Origin of the sequence: Pseudomonas putida (assembly GCF_022627325.1) — a bacterium.
GTDB classification, from domain to species: domain Bacteria; phylum Pseudomonadota; class Gammaproteobacteria; order Pseudomonadales; family Pseudomonadaceae; genus Aquipseudomonas; species Aquipseudomonas putida_X.
The window spans coordinates 336,908-362,921 of record NZ_JAETZZ010000001.1 but is presented as its reverse complement, the minus strand read 5'-3'; the positions used below and the strand labels follow the sequence as shown (position 1 = coordinate 362,921).

Below are 26,014 nucleotides of genomic sequence, written 5' to 3'. Positions count from 1 at the left end.
GATGTTCAAGCGCTTTGCCGGGCCGGCGCACCGGCACGCGACAGTAGTTCGAGCACCGCCTCGCTCACGCGCGGGTCGGCGAGCACGCGCTGGTGGCCACCCTCTTCCAGCCGCAGCAGGCGGCTGTCGAACCAGGCCTTGTGGATGACCTCGGCCTCGCTGGCGGGCACCAGGGCATCATCGGCGGCATGCACGACCAGCCCTGGCAACTCCAGCTGGTAACCGCTGACATCCAGGCGGTTGATCTGCATGCCGACGTCCTGTTCGACCTTGCGGATGAACGCCGCCCTGGCGCGCGCCGGCAGGCCAAGGTGGCGGGCGAAGCCGCGCAGCACACCCAGCAACTGGGCCGGCGCTGCAATACTCACCGCAGCCTCGGCCCGAAGCCCCATCTGCAGGGCCAGCAAGACACTGGCACCGCCCATGGAATGGCCGATCACGGCACGCAACGGCGGTAGTTCCGCAGCAGCCTCCAGCAGCGCACGGGCAAACAGCACCACGTGCGCTTGCTGCCCAGGCGAACAGCCATGGGCCGGCCCCTCCAGAGAGACCACGGTATGCCCGGCCTTTACCAGGGTTTCGATCAACGCGGCAAACTGGGTCGCACGCCCTTCCCATCCGTGCATCAGCAACACGGTCGGGCCTTGCCCCCAACGCAAAGCCGACAGCCCGAAGCGCAGGGTGATACGCTCGGCGCTCGCCAGCAATGGCAGCTCCCACTGCCTGGGCGGCAGGTTACGCGGGGTCATGAAGGCCCGGTGCATCTTGCCGGCTACATGCTCCGGGGCCAGACGCCCCAGGGTGCCATTCACACCGCGAATCCAGCTCAGGGTAGTCATCGCCTTGCTCCAGGGTCGGAAACTTAGATAACCGCCGATTTGGCGGCACGCAGGATGCGGTCAGACAGCTCACCGGTGCCCAGGGCGCGCGCCAGGGCCAGGCCACCTACCATCAGCGCCAGATCAGCCAGCGCCTTGTCGGCGTCTTCAGGGCGGTCAACCATGGCGGCCGTCATCAATTCGATGTGCTCGGCCAGCACCTCGCGAAACACGTCTGGCAGGCGCTGCATCTCGCCGATCGAATTGGGCAGAGGACAGGCATGCACCTCGGCATCGCGGTGCTTGCGCGACAGGTAGAAGGCACTCACCAGTGCCCGCCGCCCTTCCCCGTCCAGGCTCGGGTCGACCTGAGCCAGCAGCTCCCTGCGTTCGCTGAGCAATTGGCGGAATGCCTCCAGCATGAGCTCGTCCTTGCTGTCGAAGTGCGCATAGAAGCCTCCTACGGTCAGCCCCGCAGCACCCATGACCTGGCTGACGCTGGGCTCGGCGGGACCGTGCTGGATCAACGCGCTTCGAGCAGCTTCGAGGATGCGCTCCCGGGTCTTGGTCTTCTTGTCGCTCATGGCCGGCTCACGATCAGAATATGATGATCGAAATATTATTCTCATAATATTTTTTGGCAAGCAGAATCGACCACCGCCTGTCGGCACACATTTTCAAGGAGGGAGAAAAACAAAAGGCCCATTCAATAATCGAATGAGCCTCTAAAGTCCCGCAAAACGCGGGTAAAAATGGCGTCCCCTAGGGGACTCGAACCCCTGTTACCGCCGTGAAAGGGCGGTGTCCTAGGCCACTAGACGAAGGGGACATAACCTTCGCGAAGGTCCGCAACTGCGAACCCTGGCTAAATTGGTGGAGCTAAGCGGGATCGAACCGCTGACCTCCTGCATGCCATGCAGGCGCTCTCCCAGCTGAGCTATAGCCCCGAAAACAAAAGGCTCATCCAATAGGCGAATGAGCCTCTTTAAGCCCCGCAAAACGCGGGTAAAGTGGCGTCCCCTAGGGGACTCGAACCCCTGTTACCGCCGTGAAAGGGCGGTGTCCTAGGCCACTAGACGAAGGGGACGTAACCTTCGCGAAGATCCGCACATGCGAACCCTGGCTAAATTGGTGGAGCTAAGCGGGATCGAACCGCTGACCTCCTGCATGCCATGCAGGCGCTCTCCCAGCTGAGCTATAGCCCCGGATTTCTAGCCTCTCGGCCCAGCGACAGTGAACCATCGCTTGTACAAAACTGGCGTCCCCTAGGGGACTCGAACCCCTGTTACCGCCGTGAAAGGGCGGTGTCCTAGGCCACTAGACGAAGGGGACGAACCTTCTTACCTTCAAGACCCGGTTGCTGGACCCGGTCTTGCTTACCAGCCAGAGCTGTTAAGCGGAATTTGGTGGAGCTAAGCGGGATCGAACCGCTGACCTCCTGCATGCCATGCAGGCGCTCTCCCAGCTGAGCTATAGCCCCACAATGTCGCGTTGAACTGAATCACCGGCTGGGTGCCTGGCGCTTCGTTTCGTTCATCGCTGTGGACGGGGCGCATATTAAGTTCGGATTGCAGGGCTGTCAAACTAAATTTTGAAAATATTCAAAAGTTTTTTCACAGATAACAACCACTTACCACCCTGCCCTGATTCAGGCGCCCGGCTTTTCGGCACCGGCACCAGTGCCAGCGGCATAACCCGCTGGCACTGGCACCGCGTCAATGCCGCATCAGGCAATGTTGGCCAGCAGCTTTTCCCACTCTTTGTTTTCTTTCTTGGACACGCCACCGAGCAAGTCCAGGGCTTGGCGCAGGCGATAGCGGGTAAGGTCAGGGCCGAGGATTTCCATGGCATCGAGCACCGACACCGAGCTGGCCTGGCCGGTGATGGCGGCGAACATCAGCGGCATGGCGTCACGCAGCTTCAGCTCCAGCGCTTCGACCACGGCCTGGATGCAGCCGGTGATGCGCTCTTTTTCCCACTGACGAAGGCTTTCCAGTTTCCACAGGATCAACTGCATCACCTGGCGCACCTGGTCGGCGGACAGTTTCTTGCTCTCGAACAGCCTGGCGTCGAGCTTGAGCGCGCCCTCGAAGAAGAAACCACCCAGCGGGGCAACCTGGCTGAAGGTTTCGACCCGCCCCTGTACGTGCGGGGCGATCTTCATCATGTAGTCGCTATTGAACGCCCACTTCTGCAGACGCGCAGCGAATGCTTCCACCGGCAGTTCGCGCAGCCACTGGCCGTTGAGCCAGGACAGCTTCTCGATGTCGAAGATCGGCCCGCCCAGCGAGATACGCGACAGGTCGAAGTGCTCGACCATTTCGGCCAGGGAGAACTTCTCGCGCTCATCCGGCATCGACCAGCCCATGCGGCCGAGGTAGTTGAGCATGGCCTCAGGCATGAAGCCCATGCGCTCGTAGAAGGTCACCGAGGTCGGGTTCTTGCGCTTGGAAAGCTTGCTCTTGTCCGGGTTGCGCAGCAGCGGCATGTAGCACAGCTTGGGCTGCTCCCAGCCGAAGTATTCGTACAGCTTGATCAGCTTGGGTGCCGACGGCAGCCACTCTTCACCGCGCAACACGTGGGTGATGCCCATCAGGTGGTCGTCGACCACGTTGGCCAGGAAGTAGGTCGGCAGGCCGTCGTTCTTCATCAGCACCTGCATGTCCATGCGGTCCCATGGGATCTCGACATCGCCACGGAGCATGTCCGGGACCACGCAGATACCTTCGCTCGGTACCTTCATGCGGATCACATGGGGCTCGCCAGCGGCCAGGCGGCGCTGCACTTCCTCATCGCTCAGCAGCAACGCGCGGCCGTCGTAGCGCGGGGTTTCACCGCGGGCCATCTGCTCGGCGCGCATCTGCTCCAGCTCTTCGGCGGTGCAGAAGCAGTAGAACGCATGGCCGGCATCGACCAGCTCCTTGGCGTAGCGGGCGTAGATCTCGCCACGCTCGCTCTGCCGGTAAGGGCCGTGCGGGCCACCTACATCCGGGCCTTCGTTCCATTCGATGCCAAGCCAGCGCAGGGCATCGAAGATCTGCTGCTCCGACTCGCGGGTCGAGCGGAGCTGGTCGGTGTCTTCGATGCGCAGGATGAACTCACCGCCATGCTGCTTGGCGAAGCAGTAGTTGAACAGGGCGATGTAGGCAGTGCCGACATGGGGGTCGCCCGTGGGCGATGGCGCGATACGCGTGCGAACGGTGGTCATGGAGGGTCTCGAACGAAAGATGAAACAAAGGCACGATGTTAGCAGGGTGCGGGCACCGCGCTCCAGCGCGGGAGGTGGGTTATTGGGCGACGGCCGGCATGGACACCGCCCAAGACCATGCCGCCGTCACAGGCCCAACCAGCCTTCAACTGGTGATCAACCGCTCGCGCAGCTTGGTAATCTCGTCGCGCAACTGCGCCGCCGCCTCGAATTCCAGGTCGCGGGCAAACTGCATCATTTTCTCTTCCAGTTGCTTGATGCGCTTGGTGATCTCGCCCGGCGTACGCAGTTCGGCTTCGTAACGGGCGCTCTCCTCTGCGGCCTTGGCCATGCCCTTGCGCTTCTTGCTGCGCGCCCCCGGCACGGTGGCGCCTTCCATGATATCGGCAATGTCCTTGACCACACCCTTGGGCACGATGCCATTGGCCTGGTTGAAGGCGACCTGCTTCTCCCGGCGGCGCTCGGTTTCATCGATGGCACGCTGCATGGAGCCGGTTATCTGATCGGCATAGAGAATCGCGCGACCATTGAGGTTACGCGCCGCACGCCCGATGGTCTGGATGAGCGAGCGCTCGGAGCGCAGGAAGCCTTCCTTGTCGGCATCGAGGATCGCCACCAGCGACACCTCAGGCATGTCCAGGCCCTCGCGCAGCAGGTTGATGCCCACCAGGACGTCGAACGTGCCCAGGCGCAGGTCACGGATGATTTCTACCCGTTCCACGGTGTCGATGTCCGAGTGCAGGTAGCGCACCCGCACATCGTGATCGGCCAGATAGTCGGAAAGGTCCTCTGCCATGCGCTTGGTCAACGTGGTGGCCAGCACCCGCTCGCCCTGCTCCACGCGCTTGCGGATTTCCGATAGCAGGTCGTCGACCTGGGTCAGCGCCGGGCGCACCTCGACCTGCGGGTCGACCAGCCCGGTCGGGCGCACCACCTGCTCGACCACTCGCCCGGCGTGCTCGGCCTCATAAGGCCCGGGCGTTGCCGAAACGAAGATGGTCTGCGGGCTGACCGACTCCCACTCATCGAAGCGCATCGGCCGGTTGTCCAGCGCCGACGGCAGGCGAAAACCGTACTCGACCAGGGTTTCCTTGCGCGAGCGGTCGCCCTTGTACATCGCCCCGACCTGCGGAACGCTGACGTGGGATTCGTCGATCACCAGCAGCGCATCGGCCGGCAGGTAGTCGTAGAGGGTGGGCGGCGGCGCACCCGCCGGGCGCCCGGACAGGTAGCGCGAGTAGTTCTCGATGCCATTGCAGTAACCCAGTTCGAGGATCATCTCCAGGTCGAAACGGGTACGCTGCTCCAGGCGCTGGGCCTCGACCAGCTTGTTGGCCTTGTGCAAGTACTCGAGGCGGTCCTTGAGCTCGTCCTTGATCCCTTCTACCGCCTCCAGCAGGGTTTCCCGAGGGGTGACGTAGTGGCTCTTGGGGTAGAAGGTGAAGCGCGGCAGCTTACGAAAGACTTCGCCGGTGAGCGGGTCGAACGCAGCGATGTTCTCTACCTCGTCGTCGAACAGCTCGATGCGGATGGCTTCAAGGTCCGATTCAGCCGGGAAGATATCGACGACATCGCCGCGCACACGGAAGGTGGCGCGGGCGAAATCCATCTCGTTGCGCGTGTACTGCAGATCGGCCAGGCGGCGCAGCAGCGCGCGCTGGTCAAGCTTGTCGCCGCGGTCGACGTGCAGGACCATCTTCAGGTAGGTCTCGGGGCTGCCCAGGCCGTAGATGCACGAAACCGTGGTGACGATGATCGCATCGCGGCGCTCCAACAGCGCCTTGGTCGCAGACAGCCGCATCTGCTCGATGTGATCGTTGATCGAAGCATCCTTCTCGATGAAGGTGTCCGACGACGGCACGTAGGCTTCGGGCTGGTAATAGTCGTAATAAGAAACGAAATACTCGACGGCGTTGTTCGGGAAGAACGCCTTGAACTCGCCATACAACTGCGCGGCCAGCGTCTTGTTGGGCGCCAGCACCAAGGTCGGGCGCTGCACCTGCGCGATGACGTTGGCAATGCTGAAGGTCTTGCCTGAACCGGTTACACCGAGCAGGGTCTGGTGCGACAGGCCCGCCTCGATGCCCTCTACCATCTGGCGGATGGCCTCGGGCTGGTCGCCGGCCGGCTGAAAACGGGTGACGAGCTGGAACTCGGACATGTCGGACCTCGCGGTAACGCAGTAACTGTAAATTTAGCCAGTAGTCTATACCCAAATGCGCCCGCCAGGGGTCGCATTCAAGGCGGCTCAGTGATCGCTCCCTGCGGTGGACCCGGCAAATCGACCAATGGTTGAAAAAAATTTGCGCAAATACCCGTAAAAGCTGCGCCGCACTGTCGCAGTGACCGGTCGGTATCACTATACTGACTCCCCGTTTGTGCACCGCTTCAGTGCATTCGGCTGGAGCGTGTACGCCCTATCACTCTCCATTCAGAGCCAAGGTAACAATGAGCCTGTTTTCCGCTGTCGAGCTGGCACCCCGCGACCCCATTCTGGGCCTCAACGAAGCATTCAACGCCGACCCCCGTACCGACAAGGTCAACCTGGGTGTGGGCGTGTATTGCAATGAGGAAGGCCGCATTCCGCTGCTGCGCGCCGTGATCGAAGCCGAAACCCAGCGTGCTGCCCAGCATGCTTCGCGCGGCTACCTGCCGATCGACGGCATCGCCACCTACGACCAGGCCGTGCAGAAGCTGATTTTCGGCGCCGAGTCGCCATTGCTGGCCGCCGGCCGCGTGGTGACCGTACAGGCCGTTGGCGGTACCGGTGCACTGAAGATCGGCGCCGACTTCCTCAAGCGCCTGTCGCCCAATGCCGTGGTCGCCATCAGCGACCCGAGCTGGGAAAACCACCGCGCCCTGTTTGAAACCGCCGGCTTCCCGGTACAGAACTACCGCTACTACGACGCCCCGAGCAACGACGTCAACCGCGCCGGCATGCTCGAAGACCTGAACAGCCTGCCGTCCGGCTCGATCATTGTCCTGCACGCCTGCTGCCACAACCCGACAGGCGTCGACCTGAGCCTGGACGACTGGAAAAACGTGCTGGAAGTGGTCAAGGCCAAGGGCCACGTGCCGTTCCTGGACATGGCCTACCAGGGCTTTGGCGAGGGCATCGGCGAAGACGCCTTCGCCGTGCGCCTGTTCGCCGAGTCGGGCCTGGACTTCTTCGTTTCCAGCTCGTTCTCCAAGTCGTTCTCGCTGTACGGCGAGCGCGTTGGCGCACTGTCGATCGTTACCGGCAACAAAGACGAGAGCACCCGCGTACTGTCGCAAGTCAAGCGCGTGATCCGTACCACCTACTCCAACCCGCCGACCCACGGCGCAACCATCGTCGCCACCGTGCTCAACAGTGCCGAACTGCGTCAGATGTGGGAAGCCGAACTGGGTGAAATGCGCCAGCGCATCCACGGCATGCGCAAGCAGATGGTCGAACTGCTGGCCCAATACGGCGCCAAGCGCGACTTCAGCTTCGTCGGCCGTCAAGCGGGCATGTTCTCCTACTCGGGCCTGACCGTAGCGCAAGTGGCACGCCTGAAGAACGAGTTCGGCATCTATGCACTGGACACCGGCCGTATCGCTGTGGCCGCACTCAACCAGAGCAATATCCACGTGGTGACCAAGGCCATCGTGGAAGTACTGTAACTGTTTGATTTGGCTGCCTGATTTGCTGGGGGCGGGTTGACTTGCCCCTGGCAATCAGTAAGATATGCGCAGATTCCGCGATAGCTCAGTCGGTAGAGCAAATGACTGTTAATCATTGGGTCCCTGGTTCGAGTCCAGGTCGCGGAGCCAAATACCAAAAACCTCCAGATGCGCAAGCACTGGAGGTTTTTTCATGGCTACGCAAAAGTATTCAGCAGTCGCGCCCGATCGGGTAAAACTGCCCATGGCTCCAGACGCCCAGCCATGGCTCGCCATCGATCTCACCAGGCACCGCCAGCTCGACCAGCTGGTAGAACACATTGCGATGGATCAATGCCTCCAGGTTGCTGCGCATCAGCACATAAGGCGAAGGCTCCTGAGTGACAGGGTCGACCTCCACCCGCAGCGGATTGCCCGGCCCGGCCTCAACCTGGTCCTCGACGTTGCTGGTAAAACTCAGCACCTGCTGCTCACCCGCACCCCGTACATCCAGCGTCACGGCAACGAACGGCGCATCGTCGACCCGAATACCCACTTTCTCCACCGGGGTGACCAGGAAGTAGTCGTCGCCATCCCGACGCATGATGGTGGAGAACAAGCGCACCATGGGCTTGCGCCCGATAGGCGTACCCAGGTAGTACCAGGTACCGTCACGCGCGATCCGCATATCGATATCGCCACAGAAGTCCGGATTCCACAGATGCACCGGCGGCAGCCCCTTGTGTTTGGGTAACTGCGCCAGAAGATCGTTGGCCTTGCCGGAATCTGTCATCACCCTGCCCTCACTCACTCATACCCAGAAGGCTACGAGCGTACTCGCGCATCGGCGCTGCAAGCAAATCCTGCGGCGTATTGTCGTGGAACGTCAACAAACCGCCACGGCTTTTGATACGCGCAGTGTCTATGAGGTAGCGGGTATTGGTTTCGATCAGCATCATCTGTACCACACCGGTGTCCCAGCCCAAGCGGTCGACAGCCTGCTCGTCATACCACTCATCACCGTTGCCGATACGGTCGTCGGTGCGGGCAAAACGGGTGTACAGCACATAGTCGGCGCCGACCGAGCGGGCCTCGGCGATGGCCTCTTCGAGCCCCAGCGGGCCCTGGGCCCGCCGCACCAGCGGGAAATACTCGACGAAGCTCTTGAAGGCCTCCTCGGCGACCACGTTCTGCTTGGGTACTGGCCCCTTGCTTGGCGGCACGAAGGCGCCCTGGCCGATGAAGATGAACGAATCGGGCTGCAGGCGAATCGACAGCATGCGGCGTGTATCGCTGTGATCCAGCAGGCCGGCATCGCTCATGTGGTAACGGACGCCCTCGCCCATATCGCTGACATTCATGCAGCCGCCCAGCGCCATAAGCGCCAGCAGCAAGACCAGGCTACGCATCTTTCCTCCAGTGACCGGCGACGAAAAACCGGCGAATAGCCGGCGGATGCAGCTTTTGCGCCAGATCAGCCGCCGATCACCTTCATCACCATCACGTCCCCCGAAAACGCCAGCGCCTGTTTGTCAGCCAACGCTTTGACCAGTAACCGCTGCAGGGCTGGCAGCGCCAGATGACGAGGCTGCTCCAGCAGATCGCCGACAAAGTGACGGTTGCTCGACGACAGGCACCCATGCAGCCAGCCGGTCGATGACAGGCGCAGGCGCGAACAGCTTCGGCAAAACGGTACGCTCTCGTTGGCAATCACGCCGAAATGGCCTTTGCCTGGTATCTGGTACCGCAGCGCAGTGGCATCCAGCGGCGCATCGGCCCTCTCGAAAGCATGTGCCTGGCCAATCAGGTCCAGCAGCTGGTCGAGGCCAACGAACTGCTGCAGGAATGCGTTGTGATCACGGGCCAGATGGCCCATGCGCATCAGTTCGATGAAACGCAGCTCGAAGCCTCGGGCCAGGCAGTAGTCGAGCATGGGCACAACCTGGTCCAGGTTCTGCCCACGCATGGGCACCATGTTCACCTTGATCTGCATCCCCCTGGCGCTGGCCTGCTGCATGCCTGCAAGCACGCTGGGCAGGTCGCCACCGCGGGCGATGCGTCGAAATGCCTGGGGGTCCAGCGTGTCGAGGGACACATTCAGGCGACGGATGCCGGCCGCCTGCAACTGCGGCAATTTACGCCCGAGCAACTGACCATTGGTCGTCAGGGTGATGTCCTGGAGTTTCAGCTTGGCCACTGCCGCCAAAAAAGCATCCAGCCTGGGGCTGACCAGTGGCTCACCCCCGGTGATACGCAAGCGCTCGATACCGGCGGCTTCGATCAGATAGGCCACCCCGCGGGCCAGCGCTTCGGCGGACAGCTCATCCTGCGCCGCAACCAGGCGTTTGCCGTTGGGCACGCAGTAGCTGCAGGCATAGTTGCAGGCAGCCGTCAGGCTGACGCGCAGGTTGCGAAAACGCCTGCCTTGACGATCGACAATCATGAATGACTCCGGCATGGATGAAACGGGGCCGGCAAAACCTGACTCAAAATTCAGGTTTTTGCAAGCCCCCGTTCCACTCCGGGGTCAGTCGAGCGGGATGCAGCGCTTCAGCTCGCCGGTTCCGGATCACGTTTGCGCTTGTTGCCCATGCGCACGCCGATATCCATGAGGAACTGGAAGAAACCTTCCTGATCCTCGAGCACGTTGCTCCAGAATGGCGAGTGGTACAGCGCCACGGCACCGTGCACCAAGGCCCAGGCGGCGCAGTAATGGAAGTATGGCGGCACGTCTTCGAGCTTGCCTTCGCTGATGCGGCCCTTGATCAGCTGGGTCAGCCGATCGAAGTTGGAGGCACGTATGCTGTGCAGCTCCTCGACCATCTCCGGCACCTGGTTGCCCTTGACCACCTTTTCTTCCAGGCGATCGAACAACCGGTAACGCTGCGGGTCGCGCATGCGGAACTCGAAATAGGCGCGCGACAGCGCCTCCTTGTCGCGGTCGACATCGGCCGAATGCAACAGCGCATTCAGATCGCGCTCGTAATCGAGCATCAGGCGCAGGTAGATCTCCGCCTTGGACTTGAAGTGCTTGTAGATCGTACCTTTGCCGATACCGACGGCGTCAGCGATCATCTCGACGGTGACACTGTCTTCACCCTGTTCGAGAAACAGCTTGAGCGCAGTATCGAGGATTTCCTGTTCGCGACGGCGAAACTCACGGACCTTACGAGGTTCTTTCTGCATGGGAAGGACTGGATGACATTGAAGCGGTTTATTATGCCTAACTTGCAGCAAATTGCACGGATCATCCAACCATGTCTATGTTTCACGATGAGTTCGACCAGGCGCCGGGGCTGCGCTACCTGAACCACGCGGCCATCGCCCCCTGGCCACGCAGGGCCAGCGAGGCCGTGGCGCGCTTTGCGCAGGAAAACGTGAAACGGGGCGCCAGTGACTACCCGGCATGGCTGGCCACCGAGCGCCGCCTGCGTGAACGGCTGGCGCGCCTGCTCAACGCGCCCTCACGCGGCGATATCGCGTTGGTCAAGAACACATCCGAAGCGCTGTCGCTGGTGGCGTTCGGCCTGCACTGGCAGCCTGGCGACCAGGTGGTGATCAGCGACGAGGAGTTCCCTTCCAACCGGGTGGTCTGGGAAGCGCTGACGGATCGCGGCGTCGAGGTGGTGCAGGCGAGCCTCGCCGGAGCCGATCCTGAGGCCTCGCTACTTGCCGCCTGCACCGGGCGCACACGCCTGCTGGCGGTCAGCGCCGTGCAGTTCGGCAGCGGCCTGCGCCTGGACCTGGCGCGCCTGGGCCAGGGGTGCCGGGCACGCAATGTGCTGTTCTGCGTCGATGCCATTCAGCAGATTGGCGCCGTGCCTTTCGACGTGCAGCGCTATGACTGTGATTTCGCCATGGCTGACGGCCACAAGTGGATGCTGGGCCCGGAAGGACTGGGGGTATTTTACTGCAGGGCCGCGTTGCGCCCGCAGCTAAGGCTCAACGCCTATGGCTGGCACATGCTGGATAACCTGGGGGACTTCGAACGCCGTCAGTGGCAGCCGGCCCGCAGCGCCCGACGGTTCGAATGCGGTAGCCCGAACATGCTGGGCGCTTGCGCACTGGAGGCCAGCCTGTCGCTGCTCGAGGACGTCGGCATGGACGAAGTTGCCCGGCAATTGCAGCGCCGCGTCGAGCAGTTGCACCAAGGGCTGGCGGGTATCGCCGGGGTCCAACTGCACAGCCCGGACACCCCGCAGCGCCGGGGTGGGATTGTCACATTCAGTATTTGCGGCCAGAACAGCGCGGACATTCATCGCAGCCTGATGGCAGAGCGGACGATCTGTGCCCTGCGCGGCCCAGGTGTGCGCTTTTCCCCGCACTTCTATACCAGTGAGCAGCTTATCGACGAAGCTGTGCAGCAAGTTCGGCGCCTGGCCATGCGCTGAGGAAGGAAGCGAGCTCTGGCGTATTCCAAATCTGTTTAAAAAACGAACAATTGCCACTGGCACTGCGCCAAACCTGACCAATACTAGAAGTGTTGGCGCGGCGCATCCCCCCCAGTGGCGCGCCGATAAAGGTACTCACGGACCGCGTACCTTTGTTTTACTCCTAATGGTCTTAACCCGGATTCCTCCCCCAGAACCCGGGTTTTTTTTGCCTGGATGGCGACGGTGAGCCCGCTGCGCCGCTCATCGTGAGCGCCCTGGTCAGGCCACCCGGGCCAAGGGGAACAGGCGCTTGAAGTTGTCGGTGGTCTGCCCGGCCAACTGCTCGTAGCTGACGCCACGCAAGGACGCCACGTACTCGGCCACCTCTCGCACGTACTGCGGCAGGTTCGGCTTGCCACGGTAAGGAATCGGAGCCAGGTACGGCGAATCGGTCTCCACCAGCAATCGATCGACCGGCACCTGTCGCGCCACCTCGCGCAAGGCATCGGCATTGCGGAAGGTGACAATGCCGGACAGCGAAATGTAGTAACCCAGGTCCAGGGCCGCCCTGGCCATCTCCCAGTCCTCGGTGAAGCAATGCAGCACGCCGGCTTGTGGCAGGCTGGCCTCACGCAGCAGCGCCAAGGTGTCGGCTTTGGCTGCTCGCGTGTGCACGATCACCGGCTTGCCGGTCTGGCGCGATGCCTCCAGGTGCAAGCGGAACGACGCCTGTTGCAGCTCGGCCGCCTCCGGCTCGTAGTGGTAGTCCAGCCCGGTTTCGCCAATCGCGACGACATGCGGGTGCGCCAGTTCGCGCAAGAGCCATTCCAGCGCCGGGGTCTCGCCGGGGGCCAGGTCAAGCGGGTGCACGCCCACCGAGCAGTCGACATCGGCGTACTGCTCGGCCAGCGCCTTCACTGCACCGGCATTTTCGGCACTGACACCGATACACAGAAAGTGCCCGACCCCGCGCTCGCGGGCCGCCTGCAGGGCGGCATCGAGAGAGCCCTGATGGGCACTGAGGTCAAGACGGTCGAGGTGACAATGAGAATCTACGAGCATGGGAGACGTCACACATGAAAAATTGAAGAATCAGCGGGAACCAGGCAACTGCACCCAGTGGGCCAGCAAGGCTTCCAGCAGCAGCACGCGGTTGAGGTTGGCCTTGCCCAGCACCTTCTGGCGCTGTTCGAGGATCCACGCCTGCACCTCGAGCACCTTGGCCTGCCGGCTCTTCTGCGCAAGGTATTGCACAACCTTGCGCATATCGGCCAAGCCTAGCCCCTCCTCGTCCTGGGTCAATTGATAACGCAAGACCAGGTGCGACCAGTCAAAGAACCAGTCGAACAGCAACAGCAGGGGCACACCACTCCAGGCCTCGGCCAGCTGGGTGGGTGATTGTTGCTGCTTGAGCAGCTTTTTCACGCCATCGGTCACCAGCGCACGCTGCTCGCGCACCCCTTGGGCCTGCAGGTTCACCGCCATCAACGGCGAGCCGGCAGCGAGGGTCAGCAGCTCGTCACGCTCGGCCTCGTCACTGTCGGCCAGCGCGGTGGCCAGCCAGGCCTGGCTCTGGGCAAGGCTCGGCTGTGGGCAGCTGACTTGCTGGCAGCGGCTCTTGATGGTCGGCAACAGGCGGCTGGGCTGGTGGCTGACCAGTAGCAGCACGGTGTCGCCGGAGGGCTCTTCCAGGCTTTTGAGCAAGGCGTTGGAAGCATTGACGTTCATCGCCTCGACCGGCTCGATCAGGATGACCTTGCGCCCACCCAGCTGCGCGGTCTGCACCACGAAGGACACCAGCTCGCGCACCTGATCGACCTTGATCGGCTTGTCAGCCTCTTCCGGCTCCAGCACAAAGTTGTCCGGATGGCTGCCCGCCTTGAGCAGCAAGCAGGACTTGCACTGCCCACAGGCATCGAGCCCCTGTGGCTGCTGGCACAACAAGCGGGCCATCAGGCGCTCGGCCAAGGCGCGCTTGCCGATACCCTGCGGCCCGTGCAGCAGGTAGGCGTGGGCGTGCAGCGCACGCCCGGCCAACTGCTGCCACAGCGCCTGCTGCCAAGGGTAGGCTTCAGCCACGGCAACGCTCCAGGATGCCCGGCAACAGCGCGTCTATGGCGCGCTGCACGGCTTCCAGCGGCTGCGCCGCGTCCAGCAGATCGTAGCGCTGCGGCTCGCGTTGCGCGCGCTGCAGGTAAGCCTGGCGCACGGCCTCGAAGAAGGCCTGCCCCTCCTGCTCGAAACGATCCAGCCGCCCACGGGCGGCGGCACGGGCCAACCCGACTTCCACCGGCAGGTCGAAAACCAGCGTCAGGTCGGGGCGCAACTGGCCTTGGACAAACTGCTCCAGCACGGCGATCCGCTCCACCGAAAGGCCGCGGCCACCGCCTTGGTAGGCGTAGGTAGCGTCGGTGAAACGATCACACAGCACCACGGCGCCACGGTCCAGCGCCGGGCGGATCACCTGCGCCAGGTGCTGGGCGCGCGCGGCGAACACCAACAGCAGCTCGGTATCGGCAGCCATCACCTCATCACTGGGTGCCAACAGCAGTTCGCGCACCTTTTCAGCCAGCGGCGTACCGCCAGGCTCGCGGGTAAGCACCACATCCAGCCCCTGCTCTCGCAGGCGTGCCGCCAGGTAGTCTCGGTTGGTACTTTTGCCCGCGCCTTCGGGGCCTTCCAGGGTAATAAACAAGCCGCTCACAGGCAGTCCTTAATGTTGTTCGTCAGCTGCAGGGGCGTCGGCCGGAGCAGGGTCGCTGGCCGGTGCCGGGTCCTGTGCAGAGGGCTCGTCCGACTCTGGCGATGCTTGCGCAGGTACACCCTGCGCCTCCGGCTGAGCCTGGGGCGCAGGGCTTGACCGGTAATCCGCGCGCCGCTTGAGCTGATACTCGCGCACGGCCGAGTTGTGATCGTTCAGATCGTCGGAGAACACATGGCTGCCGTCACCCCGGGCGACGAAGTACAGGCTGGTGCCATCAGCTGGATGCAGCGCCGCGTGAATCGCCTCCCGCCCGACCATGGCGATCGGCGTGGGCGGCAGCCCAGCGATGGTGTAGGTGTTGTAAGGCGTGGGCTCACGCAAGTCGGCGCGGGTGATTCTGCCGTTGTAGCGTTCGCCCATGCCGTAAATGACTGTAGGGTCTGTCTGCAGCATCATGCCCAGCCGCAGGCGACGAACGAACACCCCGGCGATCTGCCCGCGCTCCTGGGGGATGCCGGTTTCCTTCTCCACCAACGAAGCCATGATCAACGCCTGGTACGGGTCACGATAAGGCAGGTCGGTGGCGCGTTCGGCCCACTCTTGGGCCAGCACTTCATCCAGCCGCATGTAGGCCTGTTGCAACAGCTCGACGTCACTCATGCCCCGCACGAAACGGTAGGTATCAGGGAAGAACCGGCCTTCCGGGAACACGCCGGTATGGCCAAGCTTGTCCATGACCTCGGCGTCGGAAAGCCCTTCCAGGGTGTGCTTGATCTTCTCATGCCTGGCGATCGCCGAGCGCACCTGGCGGAACGTCCAACCCTCCACCAGCGTCAGGTTGTACTGCACCACATCGGCACGGCGCCAGGCATCGAACAACTCTTCGACGGTCATGCCCGGCGTGATGCGGTACTCGCCGGTTTTCAGGGGCGTGCCGGCCATGTTGAAGCGCCAGTACAGGCGCAACCAGAAGGCGTCATCGAGCAACCCCTCGCCTTCCATGCGGTAGAACATGCGATTGGGGTTGGTGCCACTGGGCACGTCGAGCAGTTGCTCCTGCGTCACGCGCAGGGGCTGCTCCAGCACCGAGTTGACCTTCCAGGCAGCCCAGCCCAATGCCAGGCCGGCCAGGATCAAGCCCATTTCCAGCAGCAGCAGGATTTTGCGTCTCACGAATTCAGGTATCCAGTAACGTACGGGCAAAGGCCTGCAGTTTACGGGTGAGTGGGCCCGGCGACCAGTTCAGTGCAGCAAAAGCCCGCACAGGCCAGACCCCATAAACGCTGTTGCAGATAAATACTTCATCGGCCAGCGCAAGCTCATCGAACGCCAGATCCCGCACTTGCAGCGGGATGGCCTGTGCCTGCGCGTGCTCCAGCAATGCACCGCGCATCACGCCGGCCACGCCGCAACGGCTGAGTTCAGCGGTTAGCAACACGCCGCCGCGCACCAAGAAAAGATTGCTGTAAACACCTTCGACCAGCCTGCCTTGCCCATCACACATCAAGCCTTCGGCATGCTCGCTGTCCTGCCACTCGGCACGGGCCAGCACCTGCTCAAGACGGTTGAGATGTTTGAGGCCCGCCAATAACGGTTGTTCCCCAAGCCGGGTCTGGCAAGGAAAAAGACGCACACCGTGCTCGGCATGTTCGCCAGGGTAGCTGGGCAGGGGGCCGCCCAGCAGGATGCGCCGCGGCGCAACACCTGCCATTGGCGCATAGCCACGCTGGCTGTCGCCCCGGGTAAGGATCAGCTTGGCGACACCGTCGCCCAGTTGGGTGGCATAACGCAGGATTTCATCGCGCACCAGCGCCGGGTCGGCATCGATTGCCAAACGCTGGCAGCCCAGGGCCAGGCGTGCCAGGTGGCCGTCCAGCATGCTGGGACGGCCACTGCGTACGGCGATGGTCTCGAACAGGCCATCGCCGTAGGCCAGGCCACGGTTCTGCAGGTTGACCGCAGTCGCAGGCTGGCCGTCGATCCAGCTGTGCATCAGCCGGCGAACCGGCGGAACACCAGCGAGCCGTTGGTGCCACCAAAGCCGAACGAGTTGGACAGCACTACGTCGATCGGCATGCTGCGCGCCTGATGAGGCACGAAGTCGAGGTCGCAGCCTTCGTCCGGCTCATCGAGGTTGATGGTCGGCGGCGCCATCTGGCTGTTGATTGCCAGCACACTGAAGATCGCCTCTACAGCACCCGCAGCCCCCAGCAGGTGGCCGGTCATCGACTTGGTCGAGCTCACAGCCAGCGTGTAGGCATGCTCGCCGAACACACGCTTGATGGCCGCGACCTCAGCGACGTCGCCAGCCGGAGTCGAAGTGCCATGGGCGTTGATGTAGCTGACCTCAGACGGCTGGATGCCAGCATCGCGCAATGCGTTGGCCATGCAGCGCGCCGCGCCTTCGCCACTGTCGGGCGGCGACGTCATGTGGTAAGCGTCGCCGCTCATGCCGAAACCGACCAGCTCGGCATAAATGGTCGCACCACGGGCCTGGGCGTGCTCGAGCTCTTCGAGTACCAGTGCACCGGCGCCGTCGGAGAGCACGAAGCCGTCCCGCCCCTTGTCCCACGGACGGCTGGCACGGGCCGGCTCATCGTTGCGGGTCGACAGCGCGCGCGAGGCACCAAAGCCACCCATGCCCAAGCCGCAAGCGGCCATTTCGGCGCCACCGGCGATCATCACGTCGGCTTCACCGTAGGCGATGTTGCGGGCAGCCATGCCGATGCAGTGGGTGCCCGTGGTACAGGCCGTGGCAATAGCATAATTCGGGCCCTGCAACCCCAGGTGGATCGACAGGAAGCCGGAGATCATGTTGATGATCGAGCCTGGCACGAAGAACGGCGAGATACGGCGCGGGCCTTGATCGTGCAAGGTCCGGCTGGTTTCTTCGATGTTGGTCAGGCCGCCGATCCCGGAGCCCATGGCCACGCCAATGCGCTCGCGGTTGGCGTCGGTGACTTCCAGGCCGGCATTGCGTACCGCCTGGAAACCGGCCGCCAGGCCGTACTGGATGAACAAGTCAAGCTTGCGAGCTTCCTTGGCCGACAGGTACTGCTCGACCTCGAAGCCCTTCACCGAGCCGCCAAAACGGGTGGAGTAGGCAGAAAGGTCCGTATGCTCGATCGGACCGATGCCACTGCGGCCAGCCAGAATGCCCTGCCAGGTGCTCGGTACATCCGTACCCAGTGGCGACAGCATACCCATACCAGTGACCACGACGCGTCTACGCGACACAGTACTCTCCTTTTCTAATAACAGAGTCTCTTGCCATTGCATTCAAGGCAATGGAATGAAATGGCAACAGGCTCTCGAAGCCCGCGGATCATTGCAGGGCCTTCGCAAAGAAAAAACCGCACGCCGGCAAAGGCAGTGCGGTTCTTCTCGACAAGAAGCGTCGACTACAGCGTCTTAACCCTGGTGGGCGTTGACGTAGTCGATGGCAGCTTGAACGGTAGTGATCTTCTCGGCTTCTTCGTCAGGGATTTCGGTCTCGAATTCCTCTTCCAGAGCCATCACCAGCTCAACGGTGTCAAGCGAATCGGCACCCAGGTCATCGACGAAGGACTTCTCGTTGGTCACTTCCTCTTCCTTGACGCCCAGTTGCTCGGCGACGATTTTCTTGACGCGTTCTTCGATGGTGCTCATACCTAGTTTTCACTCCTAGTGGATATATGTCAGGCAGCTGGCCGGTGACCAATTTTATAGAAAGGCGTTCGCTTTTCAAGCGCAACGCACTGTCGCTCAGTCACCGAACCCACGGCCTGGAATCTGGTTGCAGCTTTATAACGGATTTTAGGCTGGGAGTATGACTCTTTTTTTTAGCAATCCGTCACATTGAGTTGCAGTGTTACATGTACATCCCGCCATTCACCGGCACGGTAGCGCCGGTGACATAGGCTGCGCCGTCGGATGCCAGGAAGGAAACCACCTTGGCGATTTCCTCGGCCTGGCCCAGGCGGCCCAGCGGAATCTGGGTCTGCAGGGCTTCGCGCTGCGCTTCTGGCAGTTCGCGGGTCATGTCGGTATCGATGAAGCCTGGGGTCACCGAGTTGACGGTGATACCGCGCGAGCCGACTTCACGCGCCAGGGCGCGGCTGAAGCCTTCGAGGCCGGCCTTGGCGGCCGCATAGTTGGCCTGGCCAGCGTTACCCATGGCACCGACGACCGAGCCGATGCTGATGATACGACCCCAACGCGCCTTGGTCATGCCACGCAGCACGCCCTTGGACAAACGGTAGAGGCTGTTGAGGTTGGTGTCGATCACGTCGAACCACTCGTCGTCCTTCATGCGCAGCATGAGGTTGTCGCGGGTGATGCCCGCGTTGTTGACAAGAATGGCCGGGGCACCGAACTGCTCGCCGATGGCACCCAGCACCGCGTCCACGGACTCGGCGCTGGTGACGTTCAGCTCCATGCCGGTACCGGTGATACCGTGCTCTTTGAGGGTGGCAGCGATGCGCTCGGCACCGGAAGCCGAAGTGGCGGTACCGATCACGGTCGCGCCCTGGCGGCCCAGCTCGAGGGCGATGGCCTGGCCGATACCCCGGCTGGCGCCGGTAACCAGTGCAACTTTACCTTGCAGGCTCATGCAAGCTTCTCCAAATTCAGGCCAATGCCGCACGGGTGGCGGCGACGGCGTCGGGGGTGTTGAGGTTGTAGGTGGTCACACCATCGGCGCAACGCTTGTTCAGGCCCGCCAGCACCTTGCCCGGACCACACTCGACCAGGTTGACCGCACCGTTGGCGGCGAGGGTTTGCACGCATTCAACCCAGCGAACCGGCTGATACAGCTGCGCCAACAGGTCCTGCTTGAGAGTATCGAGGTTGGCGGCGACGGCGGCAGTCACGTTCTGCACTACCGGAATCTGCGGCGCCTTCCATTCGACGGCATTGACGTGCTCGGCGAAACGCTCGGCAGCCGGCTTCATCAGGGCGCAGTGCGATGGCACGCTCACCGGCAGCGGCAAGGCACGCTTGGCGCCCTTGGCTTTGCACAGCTCGATGGCGCGATTGACCGCGGCGACGTTACCGGCGATGACGACCTGGCCCGGCGAGTTGAAGTTGACTGCGCTGACCACTTCATCTTCGGCGGCTTCGGCGCAAATGGCCTTCACATCATCATCGGCCAGGCCAAGGATGGCGGCCATGGCGCCATGACCGGCCGGCACGGCTTCTTGCATCAGTTCGCCACGGCGCTTGACCAGCCTGACGGCATCTTTGAGCGACAGGCTTCCAGCAGCGACCAGAGCGCTGTATTCGCCCAGGCTGTGGCCCGACACGAAGGCCGGCTGCGCGCCACCCTCCTCCAGCCACAGGCGCCACAGGGCGATGGAGGCCGTGAGGATGGCCGGCTGGGTCTTGTCGGTTTGGTTGAGTTGCTCTTCCGGGCCTTCCTGGACCAGTTCCCACAGGTCGTAACCCAGGGCCTCGGAGGCTTCCTTGAAAGTCTCAACGATCACCGGCTTTTCGGCGCCCAGTTCTTTGAGCATGCCCAGCGACTGGGAACCTTGACCGGGGAAGACGAATGCGAGGGATGCAGACATTGAACAAGCCCTTATGATCTTGTCGTCGGATAGGGTGCGCCGAGCCAAAGGCTAGACGCGGAAACTGAAAACTTGGATGGAAACGCGGACCAAGCGGTCACATTTAAGCACTTCATCGGCGAAATGCCTAAGGCAAGAGGTCTTCGAGGCGCCCGTGCAGGCGCTGCGGCAGGTTTTCCTGAATCTCGATCAAGGCACGCTGGATGGCGCTTTGAAAGCCCTGCACGCCAGCCGAGCCATGGCTCTTGATGACGATACCCTGCAGCCCCAGAAAACTTGCCCCATTGTGCCGCGCCGGCGCCAGGTCGGCCTGCAGACGCTTGAGCAGCGGCATCGCGACGGCCCCGGCGACACGCGACAACGGGCCACCCTTGAACAGCTTTTCGATGCGCGCAGCGATCATCGTCGCCAGGCCCTCGCTGGATTTGAGCAGGATATTGCCGACAAAGCCGTCGCATACCACCACATCCGCCTCCCCACGATAAAGGCCATCACCCTCGACGAAGCCGACATAATTCAGGCCGCGGGCGTTCTGCAACAACGTGGCAGCCAGCTTGACCTGCTGATTGCCCTTGATGTCCTCGGTGCCGATGTTCAACAGTGCCACGCGCGGGCGCTGCACACCCAAGGCCTGCGCGGCCACCGAGCCCATTACGGCGAACTGGTAGAGGTTCTCGGCACTGCAGTCGACGTTGGCACCCAGATCGAGCAGCTGACAGTAACCGGCCTGGGTCGGGATAGCCGCAACCATGGCCGGCCGGTCGATACCCGGCAGCGTCTTGAGCACCATGCGCGACAGCGCCATCAGCGCACCAGTATTGCCGGCACTGACGCAGGCCTGGGCCTTGCCATCACGCACCCGTTCGAGGGCGATGCGCATCGACGAATCCGGCTTGCCGCGCAACGCCTGGGATGGCCGCTCGTCCATACCGATCACCTCACTGGCAGCGACAATCTGCAGGCGCGCGCGATCCGCAGCCGCAAGGCCAGTGACAAGATCTTCTAGGAGGGAGGGTTGACCGACGAGGGTCACGTGCAGCGAGGGGGTAGCCGAAAGGCAGGCAATGCTAGCCTGGACAATGCTGCGGGGACCGAAGTCCCCGCCCATTGCGTCGATCGCGATGACCTGAGCAGACAAGGATTACTCGTCAGCGCCCTTGTCGATCACTTTACGACCACGGTATACGCCTTCTGGCGATACGTGGTGACGCAGGTGTACTTCACCGGTGGTTTTCTCTACCGACAGCGCGTTTTCCGACAGAGCGTCGTGCGAACGGCGCATGTCACGGGCAGAGCGGGATTTTTTGTTCTGCTGAACAGCCATAATTGATTAACTCCTAAACGTTTGGGTCACGCTTTAACTGCGCCAAAACACTGAACGGGTTGGACCGCGATACCTCGTCCTTGCTCGATTCGGGCTCGTCTGCGCCCGCCGGCTGCTGGCATTCTTCCGGATGATGAGCAGGCACGATGGGCAAGGCGAGCAGAAGCTCCTCCTCGATCAAGGCCTGCAGATCCAAAGGATCTTCGCCCAGTTCCAGCACGTCATAGCCTTTCGGCAACGACTGGGTATTCGCACCCTCCTTCACCACAGCGTAAGTACATTCGCTGTGAATCGGCAGGGTGACCAGCTCAAGACAACGCTGGCAAACCATTTTGACTTCGACATCCAGCTCGCTGTGGATAACCACTACGTGCTGTTCATCTCGTTCAAAATCGAACTTCGCCTGCACCGTACCGACATTGTCGGAAAGCGGGTCGCAGAGTCTTTCCAAATCAGCGAGTTGCAGCGAACCGTTAAGGGTTACGCCACGATCGGCTAATTTGCGCGGGTCAACGTGAGGTGGAATCGGGTCATTCAACATAGGCGCAGCATTCTAGGGATGCCCCCTGCACCTGTCAAAGGAAATTCGGCGGCATGTTGCATGTTAGAATCGGGATCAACTGATCAGGAGTCTACCATGCTGCCTTTGTTGCTGGCTTCCAGCTCCCCTTACCGGCGCGAACTGCTCGCGCGCCTGGGCCTGCCCTTCACGTGGGCCAGCCCCGACCTGGACGAGCGGCCGCTCGCTGACGAACCTGCCACGGACCTGGTGCGACGCCTGGCCAGGCAGAAGGCCGAGGCACTCGCCGGCAGCCACCAGCAACACCTGATCATCGGTTCTGACCAGGTTGCGGTACTCGGCGAGCAGATCCTGGGCAAGCCGCACAGTTTCGAGCGGGCCTGCGAACAGCTGCTTGCGGCCAGCGGGCAGCACGTCACCTTCCTGACCGGGGTGGCGCTGCTGAACACCGCCATAGGGCAATGCCAAGTCGATTGCGTACCGTTTACCGTGACCCTGCGGGAATTGGATCGGGCGCGCGTGGAGCGCTACGTGACGGCCGAGCAGCCCCTGGATTGTGCGGGCAGCTTCAAGGCAGAAGGGCTGGGCGTGAGCCTGTTCCAAAGCACCCACGGGAGCGATGCCACCAGCCTGATCGGCCTACCGTTGATTCGGCTGGTGGACATGCTGAGCAAAGAAGGCGTGGCAGTACCATGAGACCGCCAGGGGCCGGCCTGCCCTCAGCGCAGAGCAGGCCCCTGGAAGCCCATGTACAGGGCTAACTTCTCGGCGACGCTGGCACCGAGGCGCTTGGAGAAGCGATCGAACGGCGACTCCTCGACCGTGAAATCGACCAACTCTTTCTCACCCACGATCTCACGGGCCACATAGCTCGCACTGCCCAGACCGTCGACGAGCCCCAGCGCCTTGGCCTGCTCACCCGACCACACCAGGCCACTGAACAACTCTGGGTGCTCCTTGTCTTTCAAGCGATCGCCACGCCCCTGTTTGACCATGGCGATGAACTGCTGGTGAGTAGTGTTCAGCACACCCTGCCAGAACGCCCGCTCTTCAGGCTTTTCCGGCGAAAATGGGTCCAGGAACGCCTTGTGCTCACCGGCCGTGTAGGTACGCCGCTCGATGCCCAGTTTCTCCATCGAACCTACAAACCCGTAACCGGCCGCCGTCACACCGATGGAACCCACCAGGCTGGCCTTGTCGGCATAGATCTCATCCGCCGCACTGGCGATGTAGTAGGCACCGGACGCACCCAGGTCGGCGATCACAGCGTACAACTTGATATCCGGATACTCACCGCGCAGGCGACGGATCTCGTCATAGACATAACCTGCCTGCACCGGACTACCGCCCGGGCTGTTGATCCGCATGATCACGGCTTTGGTCTTTGGGTCCTTGAAGGCTTCGCGCAGGCTCTTGACGAGGTTGTCGGCACTGGCCGCCTCTTGATCCGCGATCACGCCGCGCACCTCCACCAACGCGGTATGGTTGGTGCCGCGCGAGGCAGCCTTGTCCATATCCGTCCAAGGCAGGAACAGGGCCAATACACCGAAGAGGTACACGAACGTCAGCAGCTTGAAGAAGATCCCCCAGCGACGCGCCCTGCGCTGCTCCTGGACACTGGCCAGCACGGTCTTTTCCAGCAGCTTCCAGCTCTTGCGCTCTACGCGCTCATCCTCTTCACGGTCTTCGCGCGCAAGGCGCTCTTCTTCAGTCTCGGAACCCGGTGCTTTCCACTCGTCAACCATGCTCACCTACCTTGGAATTGGATTTGCGCAGAACCTGCCAGCCACTCGCGCAACTGGGAAAAATGATCGATGCACACCTGCGGACCGAACTCGGCCAAAGCCTGCAGCGACATGGCACCATAGCCCACGGCCGCCGAATGCATACCCGCGTTTTTCGCCATCAGCAGATCGAATGCCGAATCTCCGACCATCAGCGCCTGCCCAGGTTGGACACCGCAATGGCCTAGAATTTCCTCGAGCATCAGCGGATGGGGCTTGCCGCGAGTCTCATCAGCAGCACGCGTGATGTCGAAAAACCGCTCCCAACCATTGGCCCTGAGCACCCGATCCAGACCACGGCGCGCCTTGCCAGTGGCCACCGCCAGGCGATAACCCTCGGCCCGGAAGGCCTCCAGCGACTCGACCACCCCCTCGAACAACGGCGAAGGCTGCTGATCAAGCGCCGTATAAATGTCGGCATAGTGCTGACGGAAGGTTTCGACCTGCACAGGATCGAGGTGCGGGTAGAGGGTGGAAATGGCCTCACCAAGCGCCAGGCCGATGATGCCCTTGACAGCCTCCTCCGGGCTTGGCGCCTCACCGGCACGCTCGGCAGCGGCATTCATCGACTCAACGATCCGCCCGATCGAGTCGGCCAAGGTGCCGTCCCAGTCGAAGATCAGCAACTCGTAAGACTTCTTCATGAATCAGGACGCCCCCAGACGCTCCACGGTTTTCGCCCAGACTTCGTCCACCGGCGCCTCGAGCTTGAGCTCGCCACCATCAGGCAGCGGCACGGTGAGGGCATAGGCATGCAGGAACAGGCGCTTGCCGCCCAGGTCACGAATCTCGCGGCTGAAGTCCTCGTCGCCATACTTGCTGTCACCGGCGATCATGTGGCCGGCGTGCAGCGTATGCACGCGAATCTGATGGGTACGCCCGGTGATAGGGCGAGCCTCGACAATGGTGGCGAACTCGCCGAAACGGCGAAGCACACGGAACAGGGTGAGCGCCTCTTTGCCCTCGTCGTTCACCTCGACCATACGCTCGCCCGAACGCAGGTTGCTCTTGAGCAACGGGGCATTGACCTGCTTCTTCGAGGTAGGCCAGTGGCCACGCACCAGCGCCATGTAGCGCTTGTCGACCCCATCACCGCGCAATGCGGCATGCAGGTGGCGCAGCATGCTGCGCTTCTTGGCGATCATCAGCAGGCCAGAGGTGTCGCGGTCCAGGCGGTGCACAAGCTCCAGCTCCTTGGCATCCGGACGCAGCTGGCGCAGCGCCTCGATCACCCCAAAGCTCAGGCCACTGCCCCCATGCACGGCGATACCGGCCGGCTTGTTCATCACGATCAGCGCCTTGTCTTCGTAGACGATGGCGGCTTCCAGGCGCTGCAGCAGGCCCTGGGCAACCGGGGCCGGCTCGTCACGCTCAGGCAGGCGCACGGGCGGTACACGGACGATGTCACCGGCCTGGATCTTGTACTCAGGCTTGACACGGCCCTTGTTGACCCGGACCTCGCCTTTGCGCAGGATGCGGTAGACCAGCGTCCTGGGCACGCCCTTGAGCGCGGTGATGAGGAAATTGTCGATACGTTGGCCGGCAAGCTCCGGCGCGACTTCGATCAGCTGAACGCCGGAAGTCGGAGGGGTATTGGTCGTCATCGAGGGATCATAACAATTTTTTATGGAATTGAAGCACTTAATCATTACTGCTATAGTCGCGAACGCCGCCAAAAGCGGTAGGCCAGCGGCACCAGGCCCTTAGCCGGTCCCTGACCAACGCAATTCTGCAGGACGCGAGGCCGTCCTACGGGGTTTTCGCCAGTTTACCGAATTGCCTGGAATCGCCACCAGCGCTGTGTAGAGAAGACCGAAAAAAAACGACAAGTGCGGTGTTTCACCTGCTTACCCGCTTCTTTTCGCTGCACCTCTGCCCGCCCCGACGCTTGCACGCAACGCACGGCGAATGCTTCGGAAATACCTGCCTTGGACATGAATGGCGTCAGCGCGGAAATAGCGCTGGCGAAAAATGCAACCCGTTGCGGATTCAGCGCGCGGCAGCACCCGAATTATCAGGGATACGTGCAGGGTGGAGATGCACAGCCCTCGGACCGTGTAGCACCGCGTCCGGCCACCGGCCCAATGCATGGCCGGCGAGCGGATAAGGTCCT

26 protein-coding genes and 7 tRNA genes are annotated in these 26,014 nt (G+C 62.3%); 4 read left to right on the top strand and 29 right to left on the bottom strand.

Annotated features, from left to right (window positions below; all coding sequences use genetic code 11):
- Window positions 1–5: 5 nt before the first annotated feature.
- The 10 genes from JNA92_RS01650 to uvrB form a co-directional block, all read right to left on the bottom strand.
- The gene (locus tag JNA92_RS01650; RefSeq protein WP_241803048.1) at window positions 6–839 is read right to left on the bottom strand and encodes an alpha/beta fold hydrolase; all 834 of its coding nucleotides are present in this window, start codon (window positions 837–839) and stop codon (window positions 6–8) included.
- A gap of 23 nt (window positions 840–862) precedes the next feature.
- Entirely contained in the window at window positions 863–1,402 is a 540-nt protein-coding gene (locus JNA92_RS01645; protein ID WP_241803047.1) for a TetR/AcrR family transcriptional regulator, read from the bottom strand.
- A gap of 169 nt (window positions 1,403–1,571) precedes the next feature.
- Window positions 1,572–1,647: transfer RNA gene (locus JNA92_RS01640), tRNA-Glu, on the bottom strand.
- 42 nt (window positions 1,648–1,689) lie between these two features.
- Window positions 1,690–1,765: transfer RNA gene (locus JNA92_RS01635), tRNA-Ala, on the bottom strand.
- A gap of 64 nt (window positions 1,766–1,829) precedes the next feature.
- A tRNA-Glu gene (locus JNA92_RS01630) sits at window positions 1,830–1,905 on the bottom strand.
- Between the two features lie 42 nt (window positions 1,906–1,947).
- Window positions 1,948–2,023: transfer RNA gene (locus tag JNA92_RS01625), tRNA-Ala, on the bottom strand.
- 51 nt (window positions 2,024–2,074) lie between these two features.
- Window positions 2,075–2,150: transfer RNA gene (locus tag JNA92_RS01620), tRNA-Glu, on the bottom strand.
- 72 nt (window positions 2,151–2,222) lie between these two features.
- Window positions 2,223–2,298 (bottom strand) — tRNA-Ala (locus tag JNA92_RS01615).
- Between the two features lie 246 nt (window positions 2,299–2,544).
- Entirely contained in the window at window positions 2,545–4,026 is a 1,482-nt protein-coding gene (gltX, locus tag JNA92_RS01610; protein ID WP_241803046.1) for a glutamate--tRNA ligase, read from the bottom strand.
- Window positions 4,027–4,171: 145 nt separating this feature from the next.
- Window positions 4,172–6,187 (bottom strand): excinuclease ABC subunit UvrB, encoded by a 2,016-nt coding sequence (gene uvrB / locus JNA92_RS01605; RefSeq protein WP_241803045.1) that lies wholly within the window; start codon window positions 6,185–6,187, stop codon window positions 4,172–4,174.
- A 287-nt stretch (window positions 6,188–6,474) separates the two neighbouring features.
- Between uvrB and JNA92_RS01600 the strand changes: the two genes are divergently transcribed.
- Together JNA92_RS01600 and JNA92_RS01595 are read left to right on the top strand one after the other, a co-directional pair.
- The gene (locus JNA92_RS01600) at window positions 6,475–7,671 is read left to right on the top strand and encodes an amino acid aminotransferase (RefSeq protein ID WP_241803044.1); all 1,197 of its coding nucleotides are present in this window, start codon (window positions 6,475–6,477) and stop codon (window positions 7,669–7,671) included.
- Between the two features lie 74 nt (window positions 7,672–7,745).
- Window positions 7,746–7,821: transfer RNA gene (locus tag JNA92_RS01595), tRNA-Asn, on the top strand.
- Between the two features lie 61 nt (window positions 7,822–7,882).
- On the opposite strand, the gene JNA92_RS01590 is transcribed toward JNA92_RS01595, so the two are convergent.
- From JNA92_RS01590 to JNA92_RS01575, 4 genes are all read right to left on the bottom strand, one after another.
- The gene (locus JNA92_RS01590) at window positions 7,883–8,443 is read right to left on the bottom strand and encodes a DUF1285 domain-containing protein (protein WP_241803043.1); all 561 of its coding nucleotides are present in this window, start codon (window positions 8,441–8,443) and stop codon (window positions 7,883–7,885) included.
- Window positions 8,444–8,453: 10 nt separating this feature from the next.
- The gene (locus JNA92_RS01585; RefSeq protein ID WP_241803042.1) at window positions 8,454–9,059 is read right to left on the bottom strand and encodes a DUF4823 domain-containing protein; all 606 of its coding nucleotides are present in this window, start codon (window positions 9,057–9,059) and stop codon (window positions 8,454–8,456) included.
- Between the two features lie 65 nt (window positions 9,060–9,124).
- Window positions 9,125–10,093 carry a GTP 3',8-cyclase MoaA gene (locus JNA92_RS01580; protein ID WP_241803041.1) on the bottom strand — a complete coding sequence of 323 codons (969 nt, stop codon included), beginning with the start codon at window positions 10,091–10,093 and terminating at the stop codon, window positions 9,125–9,127.
- A 107-nt stretch (window positions 10,094–10,200) separates the two neighbouring features.
- The gene (locus JNA92_RS01575; protein ID WP_012313442.1) at window positions 10,201–10,836 is read right to left on the bottom strand and encodes a TetR/AcrR family transcriptional regulator; all 636 of its coding nucleotides are present in this window, start codon (window positions 10,834–10,836) and stop codon (window positions 10,201–10,203) included.
- Between the two features lie 71 nt (window positions 10,837–10,907).
- Here JNA92_RS01575 and JNA92_RS01570 point away from each other — a divergent pair, with 71 nt between their 5' ends.
- Window positions 10,908–12,041 carry an aminotransferase class V-fold PLP-dependent enzyme gene (locus tag JNA92_RS01570; RefSeq protein WP_241803040.1) on the top strand — a complete coding sequence of 378 codons (1,134 nt, stop codon included), beginning with the start codon at window positions 10,908–10,910 and terminating at the stop codon, window positions 12,039–12,041.
- A gap of 261 nt (window positions 12,042–12,302) precedes the next feature.
- On the opposite strand, the gene JNA92_RS01565 is transcribed toward JNA92_RS01570, so the two are convergent.
- From JNA92_RS01565 to JNA92_RS01510, 12 genes are all read right to left on the bottom strand, one after another.
- Window positions 12,303–13,085: a TatD family hydrolase gene (locus JNA92_RS01565; protein ID WP_241803039.1), complete on the bottom strand. Its 783-nt coding sequence runs from the start codon at window positions 13,083–13,085 to the stop codon at window positions 12,303–12,305.
- A 30-nt stretch (window positions 13,086–13,115) separates the two neighbouring features.
- The gene (locus JNA92_RS01560) at window positions 13,116–14,102 is read right to left on the bottom strand and encodes a DNA polymerase III subunit delta' (RefSeq protein WP_241803038.1); all 987 of its coding nucleotides are present in this window, start codon (window positions 14,100–14,102) and stop codon (window positions 13,116–13,118) included.
- Complete coding sequence (gene tmk / locus JNA92_RS01555; RefSeq protein ID WP_241803037.1) at window positions 14,095–14,727, bottom strand: dTMP kinase; 633 nt, start codon at window positions 14,725–14,727, stop codon at window positions 14,095–14,097. The genes JNA92_RS01560 and tmk overlap by 8 nt, the downstream gene beginning before the upstream one ends.
- 9 nt (window positions 14,728–14,736) lie before the next feature.
- Window positions 14,737–15,900 (bottom strand): endolytic transglycosylase MltG, encoded by a 1,164-nt coding sequence (gene mltG / locus JNA92_RS01550; RefSeq protein WP_241803036.1) that lies wholly within the window; start codon window positions 15,898–15,900, stop codon window positions 14,737–14,739.
- A 4-nt stretch (window positions 15,901–15,904) separates the two neighbouring features.
- Entirely contained in the window at window positions 15,905–16,720 is an 816-nt protein-coding gene (pabC, locus tag JNA92_RS01545) for an aminodeoxychorismate lyase (RefSeq protein WP_241803035.1), read from the bottom strand.
- Window positions 16,720–17,964, bottom strand: a complete 1,245-nt coding sequence (gene fabF / locus JNA92_RS01540) for a beta-ketoacyl-ACP synthase II (RefSeq protein ID WP_241803034.1) — start codon at window positions 17,962–17,964, stop codon at window positions 16,720–16,722. The genes pabC and fabF overlap by 1 nt, the downstream gene beginning before the upstream one ends.
- 174 nt (window positions 17,965–18,138) lie before the next feature.
- Window positions 18,139–18,375, bottom strand: coding sequence for an acyl carrier protein (gene acpP / locus JNA92_RS01535; RefSeq protein WP_241803033.1), 237 nt, complete (start codon window positions 18,373–18,375; stop codon window positions 18,139–18,141).
- 202 nt (window positions 18,376–18,577) lie between these two features.
- Window positions 18,578–19,318, bottom strand: coding sequence for a 3-oxoacyl-ACP reductase FabG (gene fabG / locus JNA92_RS01530; RefSeq protein ID WP_241803032.1), 741 nt, complete (start codon window positions 19,316–19,318; stop codon window positions 18,578–18,580).
- Window positions 19,319–19,334: 16 nt separating this feature from the next.
- Window positions 19,335–20,273: an ACP S-malonyltransferase gene (fabD, locus tag JNA92_RS01525; protein ID WP_241803031.1), complete on the bottom strand. Its 939-nt coding sequence runs from the start codon at window positions 20,271–20,273 to the stop codon at window positions 19,335–19,337.
- Window positions 20,274–20,400: 127 nt separating this feature from the next.
- The gene (plsX, locus tag JNA92_RS01520; protein WP_277817987.1) at window positions 20,401–21,411 is read right to left on the bottom strand and encodes a phosphate acyltransferase PlsX; all 1,011 of its coding nucleotides are present in this window, start codon (window positions 21,409–21,411) and stop codon (window positions 20,401–20,403) included.
- Between the two features lie 3 nt (window positions 21,412–21,414).
- Window positions 21,415–21,597 (bottom strand): 50S ribosomal protein L32, encoded by a 183-nt coding sequence (gene rpmF, locus JNA92_RS01515; protein ID WP_010223221.1) that lies wholly within the window; start codon window positions 21,595–21,597, stop codon window positions 21,415–21,417.
- A 13-nt stretch (window positions 21,598–21,610) separates the two neighbouring features.
- Entirely contained in the window at window positions 21,611–22,138 is a 528-nt protein-coding gene (locus JNA92_RS01510) for a YceD family protein (protein WP_012313431.1), read from the bottom strand.
- A 96-nt stretch (window positions 22,139–22,234) separates the two neighbouring features.
- On the opposite strand from JNA92_RS01510, the gene JNA92_RS01505 reads away from it, so the two are divergent.
- Window positions 22,235–22,813 (top strand): Maf family protein, encoded by a 579-nt coding sequence (locus JNA92_RS01505; RefSeq protein ID WP_241803030.1) that lies wholly within the window; start codon window positions 22,235–22,237, stop codon window positions 22,811–22,813.
- 23 nt (window positions 22,814–22,836) lie between these two features.
- On the opposite strand, the gene JNA92_RS01500 is transcribed toward JNA92_RS01505, so the two are convergent.
- Genes JNA92_RS01500 through rluC form a run of 3 tightly spaced genes read right to left on the bottom strand, consistent with a single transcriptional unit; the run spans window position 22,837 to window position 25,505 of the window.
- The gene (locus tag JNA92_RS01500; protein ID WP_241803029.1) at window positions 22,837–23,862 is read right to left on the bottom strand and encodes a S49 family peptidase; all 1,026 of its coding nucleotides are present in this window, start codon (window positions 23,860–23,862) and stop codon (window positions 22,837–22,839) included.
- Window positions 23,863–23,864: 2 nt separating this feature from the next.
- On the bottom strand, window positions 23,865–24,545 hold the full coding sequence (locus JNA92_RS01495; protein ID WP_241803028.1) for an HAD family hydrolase: 681 nt from the start codon (window positions 24,543–24,545) through the stop codon (window positions 23,865–23,867).
- 3 nt (window positions 24,546–24,548) lie between these two features.
- Window positions 24,549–25,505, bottom strand: coding sequence for a 23S rRNA pseudouridine(955/2504/2580) synthase RluC (gene rluC, locus JNA92_RS01490; RefSeq protein ID WP_042111265.1), 957 nt, complete (start codon window positions 25,503–25,505; stop codon window positions 24,549–24,551).
- Window positions 25,506–26,014: the final 509 nt, after the last annotated feature.

Excerpts from the sequence above, each read along its gene's own strand:
- JNA92_RS01650 (WP_241803048.1), bottom strand. The coding sequence starts at position 839 with ATGACTACCCTGAGCTGGATTCGCGGTGTGAATGGCACCCTGGGGCGT.
- JNA92_RS01495 (WP_241803028.1), bottom strand. The coding sequence starts at position 24,545 with ATGAAGAAGTCTTACGAGTTGCTGATCTTCGACTGGGACGGCACCTTG.
- JNA92_RS01565 (WP_241803039.1), bottom strand. The coding sequence starts at position 13,085 with ATGCTCGTAGATTCTCATTGTCACCTCGACCGTCTTGACCTCAGTGCC.
- JNA92_RS01510 (WP_012313431.1), bottom strand. The coding sequence starts at position 22,138 with ATGTTGAATGACCCGATTCCACCTCACGTTGACCCGCGCAAATTAGCC.
- uvrB (WP_241803045.1), bottom strand. The coding sequence starts at position 6,187 with ATGTCCGAGTTCCAGCTCGTCACCCGTTTTCAGCCGGCCGGCGACCAG.
- fabD (WP_241803031.1), bottom strand. The coding sequence starts at position 20,273 with ATGTCTGCATCCCTCGCATTCGTCTTCCCCGGTCAAGGTTCCCAGTCG.
- JNA92_RS01580 (WP_241803041.1), bottom strand. The coding sequence starts at position 10,093 with ATGATTGTCGATCGTCAAGGCAGGCGTTTTCGCAACCTGCGCGTCAGC.
- rpmF (WP_010223221.1), bottom strand. The coding sequence starts at position 21,597 with ATGGCTGTTCAGCAGAACAAAAAATCCCGCTCTGCCCGTGACATGCGC.
- JNA92_RS01505 (WP_241803030.1), top strand. The coding sequence starts at position 22,235 with ATGCTGCCTTTGTTGCTGGCTTCCAGCTCCCCTTACCGGCGCGAACTG.
- fabG (WP_241803032.1), bottom strand. The coding sequence starts at position 19,318 with ATGAGCCTGCAAGGTAAAGTTGCACTGGTTACCGGCGCCAGCCGGGGT.
- JNA92_RS01570 (WP_241803040.1), top strand. The coding sequence starts at position 10,908 with ATGTCTATGTTTCACGATGAGTTCGACCAGGCGCCGGGGCTGCGCTAC.
- gltX (WP_241803046.1), bottom strand. The coding sequence starts at position 4,026 with ATGACCACCGTTCGCACGCGTATCGCGCCATCGCCCACGGGCGACCCC.
- JNA92_RS01500 (WP_241803029.1), bottom strand. The coding sequence starts at position 23,862 with ATGGTTGACGAGTGGAAAGCACCGGGTTCCGAGACTGAAGAAGAGCGC.
- rluC (WP_042111265.1), bottom strand. The coding sequence starts at position 25,505 with ATGACGACCAATACCCCTCCGACTTCCGGCGTTCAGCTGATCGAAGTC.
- JNA92_RS01585 (WP_241803042.1), bottom strand. The coding sequence starts at position 9,059 with ATGCGTAGCCTGGTCTTGCTGCTGGCGCTTATGGCGCTGGGCGGCTGC.
- JNA92_RS01590 (WP_241803043.1), bottom strand. The coding sequence starts at position 8,443 with ATGACAGATTCCGGCAAGGCCAACGATCTTCTGGCGCAGTTACCCAAA.
- JNA92_RS01600 (WP_241803044.1), top strand. The coding sequence starts at position 6,475 with ATGAGCCTGTTTTCCGCTGTCGAGCTGGCACCCCGCGACCCCATTCTG.
- acpP (WP_241803033.1), bottom strand. The coding sequence starts at position 18,375 with ATGAGCACCATCGAAGAACGCGTCAAGAAAATCGTCGCCGAGCAACTG.
- JNA92_RS01645 (WP_241803047.1), bottom strand. The coding sequence starts at position 1,402 with ATGAGCGACAAGAAGACCAAGACCCGGGAGCGCATCCTCGAAGCTGCT.
- JNA92_RS01575 (WP_012313442.1), bottom strand. The coding sequence starts at position 10,836 with ATGCAGAAAGAACCTCGTAAGGTCCGTGAGTTTCGCCGTCGCGAACAG.
- pabC (WP_241803035.1), bottom strand. The coding sequence starts at position 16,720 with ATGCACAGCTGGATCGACGGCCAGCCTGCGACTGCGGTCAACCTGCAG.